Genomic DNA, 8,150 nt, shown 5'->3' with positions numbered 1-8,150 from the left:
GATTCTAACTCCATCAGACCTTACTTACAAAGGATTATCATTCAGCACCATTGAGGAGATCAGTAAAGGGAATGATATAGAAGATATTTATGAGCTTTCCCCGATGCAGCAGGGCTTGTATTACCATTGGCTGGTAGACCCTCACGGCTCAATTTACTATATGCAGACCTCCTATCGTATTAAATCATCTGAACTGAACTTATCTCTGGTAGAAAAAGCATTTGGAATGTTGCTCAACCGTCATTCCATTCTTCGTACTTCCTTTGAAAACCGTTATGGAGAAGTGCCTTTACAGATTGTTCATAAAAAAGCTCATGTAGACTTCAAACATTTGATATTAGAATCGGAACTTGAACTGGACAATATAAAGCAAGGGGATGTAAACCGAGGCTTTGTTTTAAGTGAACCTACACAAATGCGTTTGGTTATTGTGGAGTTACCGGATGGCTATTATGAATTCATCTGGAGTCACCATCATATCATTATGGACGGCTGGTGCCTCAGTATTCTGATCAATGATTTTTCCGCAATTTTAAGTTCTTTGGAACACGGAACAGAAATAAATCTGCCGGAAACCAAGAAATATTCGTCTTATATTGAGTGGTTAAGAGAAGTAGATGACCAGGAAACAATGAAATATTGGGAATCCTATCTTAGCGGTGTTAACGTGCCAGCAGTAATTCCGTTTGAACGAGACCGTGCTTCTGCCAACGAACCTAAGATAATTGTAAGCAATAAGATTAAAATTGAAGGAGATTCTTTCAAAGGAATTGAAAAATTATGCAAGAATATTGGAATTACGATCAACACGTATATTCAGGGAGTCTGGGGATATCTGCTTTCCAGATATAACGGATCAGAAGATGCTGTATTTGGAGCAGTAGTGTCTGGCCGCCCTCCTGCACTGGAAGATGTTGAAAATATTGTAGGACTATTTATCAATACCATTCCGATCAGAGTAAAATATAAAAAGGAAGATACAGTTAAAGAATTTTTCCTTGATTTACATACCAAGTCCATTCAAAGCAGTCCTTATCATTATTCTAAACTTTCAGATATCCAGACAATTTCGGGGTTAGGAAATAACATGATTAACAATATCATTGTTTTTGAAAATTACCCTGTTCAGGACTCTATCATGGACAACTATGTGGATAATGAAAGCAGCTCATCAATTGAAGAGATCAAAAACGTAGAAGTAGTTGATGAAACCAATTATTACTTTTTGATTACTGTATTCCCATCAGAAGACTCGGTAATGCTTGATATTAAATATGATGCTTCTGTCTTCAACAGAGTATTAATGGATAACATCGGAATGCATTTTACTAATTTGTTAAAAAATATATTCATTGATGGCGAAAGAAAAATTTTAGAAGCTGGTTATTTAGGCGAGAATGAGAAAAAACTTTTATTAGAAGATTTCAACAATACCACTTCTTTTTATCCTGAGAATCAAAGTATCGTTAGTTTATTTGAGGATCAGGTAAAGCAGACTCCTGATCATACTGCAATTATTTATGAGGATCTGAAATTAAGTTATGCCGAGTTAAATGATAGGGCGTCTAGCCTTGCCTGGGAATTGCAGAATACCCATGGAATAAAAAAAGGCGACCATGTAGGTGTGATGCTTAACCGTGGGGAAAATCAGGTCATTTCTATCCTGGGAATATTAAAACTGGGTGCAGTGTATGTGCCGATTGATGCCAACCTTCCTGAATCCAGAAAAGAAGTGATGACCTCCGGTTTGACTTTACTGATCACTGAATCTTACTACTTCTTTGATCTTGATTTTTATTCCGGTGGATCTTTTTCAATAGATTTAGAATTGACAGGAGAAATTAATTCAGAATTTAATTCTGAAGTTTTAGAAAAGGATGATATTGCCTATATCATTTATACATCAGGCTCTACTGGGGAACCAAAAGGTGTGATGAATACCCATGGAGGTATACTCAATATGACACAGTTTCAAAAGGAATTCTTTGGAGTCTCTGCTTACCACAATGTAGCGCAGTTTGCCTCTTTTTCTTTTGATGCATCTATTTTCGAGATTTTTATGACCTTACTTTGTGGAAAGTCCCTTCATATTCTTAGCGATGTAGTTAGAAAAGATTCCTTTGCCTTTGAAGAATATGTAGAGAAGCATTCTATTGATATAGTAACGCTGCCTCCTGCATTCTTCAACTTACTCAATGTAGAGAAGCTTCAAAACCTGAAAGCAGTAATTACAGCTGGAGAATCGGCAGTTATCGGGAAGACAAAAGAATTTCTTCAGCATGGTACTTTTTACAATGCTTACGGGCCTACTGAGACAAGTATTTGTGCTACTGTGCATAAAATAGAAAAAGGAAGTGATTTGGCATTATCAATCATACCCATTGGTAAGCCCATAGCAAATACGCAAATTTATATTCTGGATTCCGATAAAGACTTGGTGGCTGTGGGGGTAACAGGAGAAATTTATATCTCAGGAGCAGGTTTGGCAAAGGGATATGTTAATAATCCTGAACTTACCTCTGAGAAGTTTATAGAAAACCCATTTATACCGGGTACTAAAATGTATCGTAGCGGGGATACGGGAAGATGGCTTCCTGACGGGACTATTGAATATTCTGGCAGGATCGACCGCCAGGTAAAGGTTCGCGGACATCGTATTGAGTTGGGAGAGATCGACAGCCAGGTAATTTCTTACAGCCATGCCATTAAGACTGCCGTTACAGATGTGAAAGAGCATGAAGGTGATAAAAGCATTGTGGTATATTATGTAGCAGATACTGAGATTGACAAAGACGAATTAACCAAATATCTGGAGGAAAAATTACCACAGTATATGGTGCCGAGCTTTTATGTTGAGCTGGAAGATATTCCTTTAACCAGCAATGGGAAAATTGACCGTAAAAAACTGCCTGATGTTTCTTCTACCGACCTTATAAAGAATGAATATGTTGCTCCTGTTACACCAGCGCAATCTGCTTTGGTAGAAGTTTGTGAACAGATTCTGAAACACAGTCCTATCAGTATGAAGGATAATTATTATAATCTTGGAGGAGAATCCATCAAATCTATTCAGATTGTATCAAAATTAAGACAAAAAGGATATACCCTGAAAGTAGAGCATATTTTACAGTATCCTGTTTTGGAAGAAATGACTAAGCATATTACAAGCGAAGTCTCAGCAATAGAACAATCTGTCGTAAGTGGAGAGATCAGCCTGACACCTATTCAGCGTAGTTTTTTTGAGGATGAAAAGATTGTTAATAAAAATCATTTTAATCAATCCGTTGTATTAAAAAGCACTGAAAGACTCTCAGGTTCAATTTTAGAGAATTGTATAGAGCAGCTGGTCAATCATCATGATGCGATGAGGATGATGTATACTAATGAGGAAGGTAGTTGGAGACAATTCAATTCCGATATATCCGGTAAGCATTATCGATATGAGTATTTTGATATCACTTCAAGCACATCAGAAACAGAAGAACTTGAACGTTTAGAAGATATTGGAATAACACTTCAGACTTCAATAGACATCACTTCGGGGATTTTGTTCCATGTAGGACATGTGTCTATGAGTGACGGCGACAGAATTCTGTTAATCCTTCACCACCTGGTTGCGGATGGAATATCCTGGCGTATTCTGTTGGAAGATCTTAACAATCTGTATGATTCGGCTATATTAGGAAATGTATATATCCTTCCAGCTAAAACACATTCCTTCCAAAAATGGAGTAAAGTGTTGGAGGAATATAGTACCAGCTCTTCTCTAGGAAAAGAACGTGCTTACTGGGAGAGCATAGAATCCGTAGATTATCAAATGATTCCTACAGATTATCCTTTAGCAGAAAATCAGGTTTCTGATAGTAGTATGGGATTCTCTTTTGATCAAGAGCAGACTCATTTATTACAAACCAATGCAGGCAAGAAATATAATGCTGAAGTTAAAGATATTCTGTTAACAGCAATGGCTATGTCTCTGCAGGAACATTTTGGGATAAGCAAAACTAAGGTGCTGATGGAAGGACATGGTAGAGAGAACATTTCTGCTGATGTAGATGTAAGCAGGACAGTAGGTTGGTTTACAAGTGTTTATCCTTTTTCATTAGATATTGGTGATCAAACCAAACCTTTTATATTAAGTGTAAAAGAAGGCTTAAATAACATTCCCAAAAAAGGGATTGGATATGGAGTTCTTCACTACCTGAATGAAAAAATTAAATCCTCATCGGATCCGAGCATATGCTTTAATTTTATGGGAAGTTTTGATGATGCAGGAGGTGTTAACAACAAAAAAATGAGGCTTGATTTCTCATCAGAAAGCATAGGTACAGCGGTTTCTGCTGACAATTTGAAAACTTCTATTTTACTGGATGTTTCAGGGATCATAGTTTCCGGAGTGCTATCTGTAAATATCCTTTATTCAAAAAACATATTTCATGAATCTACAATCGAAAAACTATCTCAATTGTATAAGAAAAATATGATAAAGATTCTGGAAGAAAATGAAAATGAAAGCAGCAATGAATGGCAATATGGAGATACAATGACGTTGTCTCCTAACCAATATCATCTGTTCAGGAATAAATATTCATCAGTAAACTTTAATATAGACATACAAAGATTTGATGAAAATAATTTTGAACATACCCTTAGAAAGTGCTTTTCCAGATTTCCTTCTTTGATGACGAAATATGAGCAGGATCAGCTCCAGGTTTTACAACGATATATCTCCGAAACAGAAGTAGCTATAAAAATACATATTGAAAGCTTACAGGTGAGGTCAGAAGAGGATATTAAAGCTATTGGAAAAGAGTTTATATTCCAGCCGTACGACTTATTTGAGGGCGAACTGATAAGAGTTTTTGTTGTTAAAACCGAAACTTCCGGTACTCCACAAGCTTCGTTATTTTTCGGAATACACCACTCCTTATTGGATAATTATTCATCTAATTATTTAAAACATGAATTGGAGGCTTACTTTAATTCTGGTAAAGAAATTAGTATGCAACCTCACCATTTTACCTTTATTGATTCCCAGGAGAAATTTTTAAAATCCGATGACGGGATTGAACTTAGAAATAATCAGGTTAATTCCTTATTGACAACTCCTTTGTATGAAAATAAAGATTCCGGTAGTGACCATGTTTTCTTCCAGAATTTTATGATCAAGGAAGCTTTTATTAAAAATGAAGATTTCGTACATCTTAGGGTAGTATCTAAAAAAGCGTCTGTTCCTATGAATGCTCTATGCCTGTCGGTATTTTCCAGAATTATGACCGATTATAAAAGTCCAAACAAAAATTTATTCGGAATGCTAAGCAGTAATAGAGAAAGTTCGGAGTATGGTAATATGATGGGGGTATTAACTAATCTTGTTATGGTTTCACATGCTGATTCTGAAAATTATTCAATTGAGGAAATGATGAAGAACTATGTAAGAATGATTGAGTGCAGATCAGTGCAAAAAATTCCATATCAAGTCATTAGACAGGATATAGAATCCATGGAAAGTAAAGATATCGAAAAAAATATTTTTGGATTTTATAGCTATTTAAGCCAGAATGAAGAAAAAGAATATGATTATTTTAATGAATACATGGAAGAAATGACAGAATTTGACGGAATTAATCTGAAAGCCTTTGAATATTCTAATGGAGTCTTAATTCAATTATCACAACCCGCATCTACTGCCAGTATTGATTTTCCAAAGTATATTAAAGAATTCACAGACTTTTTAAAAACGCAGTAATTACATATTTATGAAAAACGTTAAACTACTACATCTTTTAATTTTACTATTTCCTGTTCTACTTTATTCGCAATATAAAATAGAAGGAAGGGTATTAAACAAAGAAAAAGAACCTGTAAAAAATGCAGAACTTCTTTTTAAAACTACTCCTTCAAATAATAACAGGAAAGTAATGACAAATGATGGAGGAAACTTTAGTATAGAGCTCATAAAAGGTAAATACATACTGACCGTTAAAAACTCCGAGTATACCTCTTTTGAAAAAGAAATAATCATTAATTCGGATACTAAATTGGCTGACATAGAGTTGGTAACCGTATCTAAATTAATAGAAGAGGTTAAACTGACTTCTTCACCCAAAATGATCACCCATAAACTGGACAGGACCGTGTTTAATGTTGAAAACAATGCTCTTGCGAACAAGGGGAATATTTTCGAGACGATGAAATCTGTACCGGGGCTTGTTTTGAAAAATGATCAGATATCAATGCTTGGAAGGGACGCTGTTAAAGTAATGATTGACGGGAGAATGATCAATTTAAGCGGAGATGATTTGAAAAACTTTTTAAAATCTATACCAAGCGAAAACATTAAATCTGTAGAAGTCATTAGTAACCCATCAGCCAGGTATGAAGCCGAAGGAAACAGTGGAATTGTGAATCTTGTTCTTAAAAAGACCAAAAAGAATTCATGGAATAACAATACTACTTTGACAACTGATGTTGCAAAAACAAAATATATCTTACAGACGGTAAATAACAATTTTACCTATCAGAAGAATAAACTCAGTTTTTTACTCAACACGGGATATAGCTACGGTGATACCTTTACAAAACAGATGTCGGATATTTTCTTTTCGGATCCCTATTTCTTAACGACAGAGCAAAAGTGGAATTATAATCAGTTCTCCGGGAGGTTTTTGATAGATTATGACATAATGCCCAAAACAAAGATTGGATTACAGTATCTGGGAGGAGTATACAACAATTACGTTGACGATAATGTAAATACAGCTGTAGTTAACAAAGCAAACGTGCCTCTTTATTTTCTGAAAGGAGATGGACATATCCGTGATAAAAATAATAATCACTCATTGAACCTTCATTTGGAACAGAAGTTAGATACCCTGGGAAAAAAGTTAAATATAGACTTGGATTATCTTAGCTATGTAACAGATAGGAATAATACCATCCTTTCCAATCAATATAATCCGGATTACAGTTTTGAGGGAATTAATTTCTTTAATAGAGGGATTTCAAACCAGGATATTAATAATTATAGTTTAAAATTTGATATTGAACATCCCGGAAAATTCATGAATCTTAACTATGGAGGTAAAGTAGGATTTACAGGAACCAATTATTTACTCAATAATTATGATCTTACTTCCAATAATACTCTAACTCAATCAGATCAGTTCAAATATGATGAAGCGATTCAGGCTCTCTATTTTAATGCAACAAAGAAGTTTTCTGATAAATGGGAGGGACAAATAGGATTGAGAACAGAATATACACAGACCAAAGGACATTCTGTCATCTTAGATCAGACTGATTATAATAAGTATTTGAAATTATTTCCGTCAGTATTTATCAAAAATACAATTAATGAAAATAATAGCTTATTATTAAACTATTCCAGAAGGATACAAAGACCATCTTATGGGCAGCTAAACCCGGCAAGATCCTATATCAACAGCCAGATTTCTTCTATGGGTAATCCATATCTGAAGCCATCTTATGTAGATAATATTGAACTTTCCCATACTTATAAGAGCCTGACTTCCAAATTGGCTTTTAATGTAAATTCAAATGCATATAATGTGTTCTTTAAAATGAATGATGAAACTAAAGAGCAGATCGTAACCTTTGATAATTATTTTAAAAGTTATGGCTATTCTTTATCGGAAACGTATGAATTTAATGCCCTTGCATGGTGGAAAAGTTATGTTACTCTTTTCCTGAATTATTCCCAGTCAAAAAAGACCCAGGATATTAATCTAGTTTTGAGGAACGGATTTGAGTTTTTTGGAGCCCTTAATAATTCATTGACTCTTAATCAATCAAAAACCTTGACCCTGGATATCAATTACTGGTACGGATCATCATCTAATCAAAATTTGTTTCATTACTCTGATGCCAATTCATTAGATATGGCTCTTTCTTACAAGACGCCCTATAAAGGATTAAATCTAAGCATTGCAGCGTACGATATATTTAATTCCAGTCCACGGACCATGCTGTCGGAAATTAACGGGATCGCACAGACTTATAAATCGTTCGCCAATAATAGATTCTTTAGATTTTCCATCAACTATAGTTTTGGAAATGATAAAATTTCCAAAGGAGAAAGAGCACTTGGAAATGAAAGTGAAAGAGAGAGAAGCAGATAACCATAAAAA

General features: G+C 34.8%; 2 protein-coding genes. Both read left to right on the top strand.

The annotated features are described in order from the left end of the window. Nucleotides 1-5,749 (top strand): non-ribosomal peptide synthetase (locus AC0INN_RS09290; RefSeq protein WP_306612884.1); only part of this gene is annotated, 5,749 nt, incomplete at its 5' end. 10 nt (nt 5,750-5,759) lie between these two features. After that, complete coding sequence (locus AC0INN_RS09285) at nt 5,760-8,141, top strand: TonB-dependent receptor domain-containing protein (protein ID WP_306612882.1); 2,382 nt, start codon at nt 5,760-5,762, stop codon at nt 8,139-8,141. Nucleotides 8,142-8,150: the final 9 nt, after the last annotated feature.

The organism is Chryseobacterium subflavum (assembly GCF_055762745.1).
This window is presented reverse-complemented; position numbering and strand designations above follow the sequence as displayed.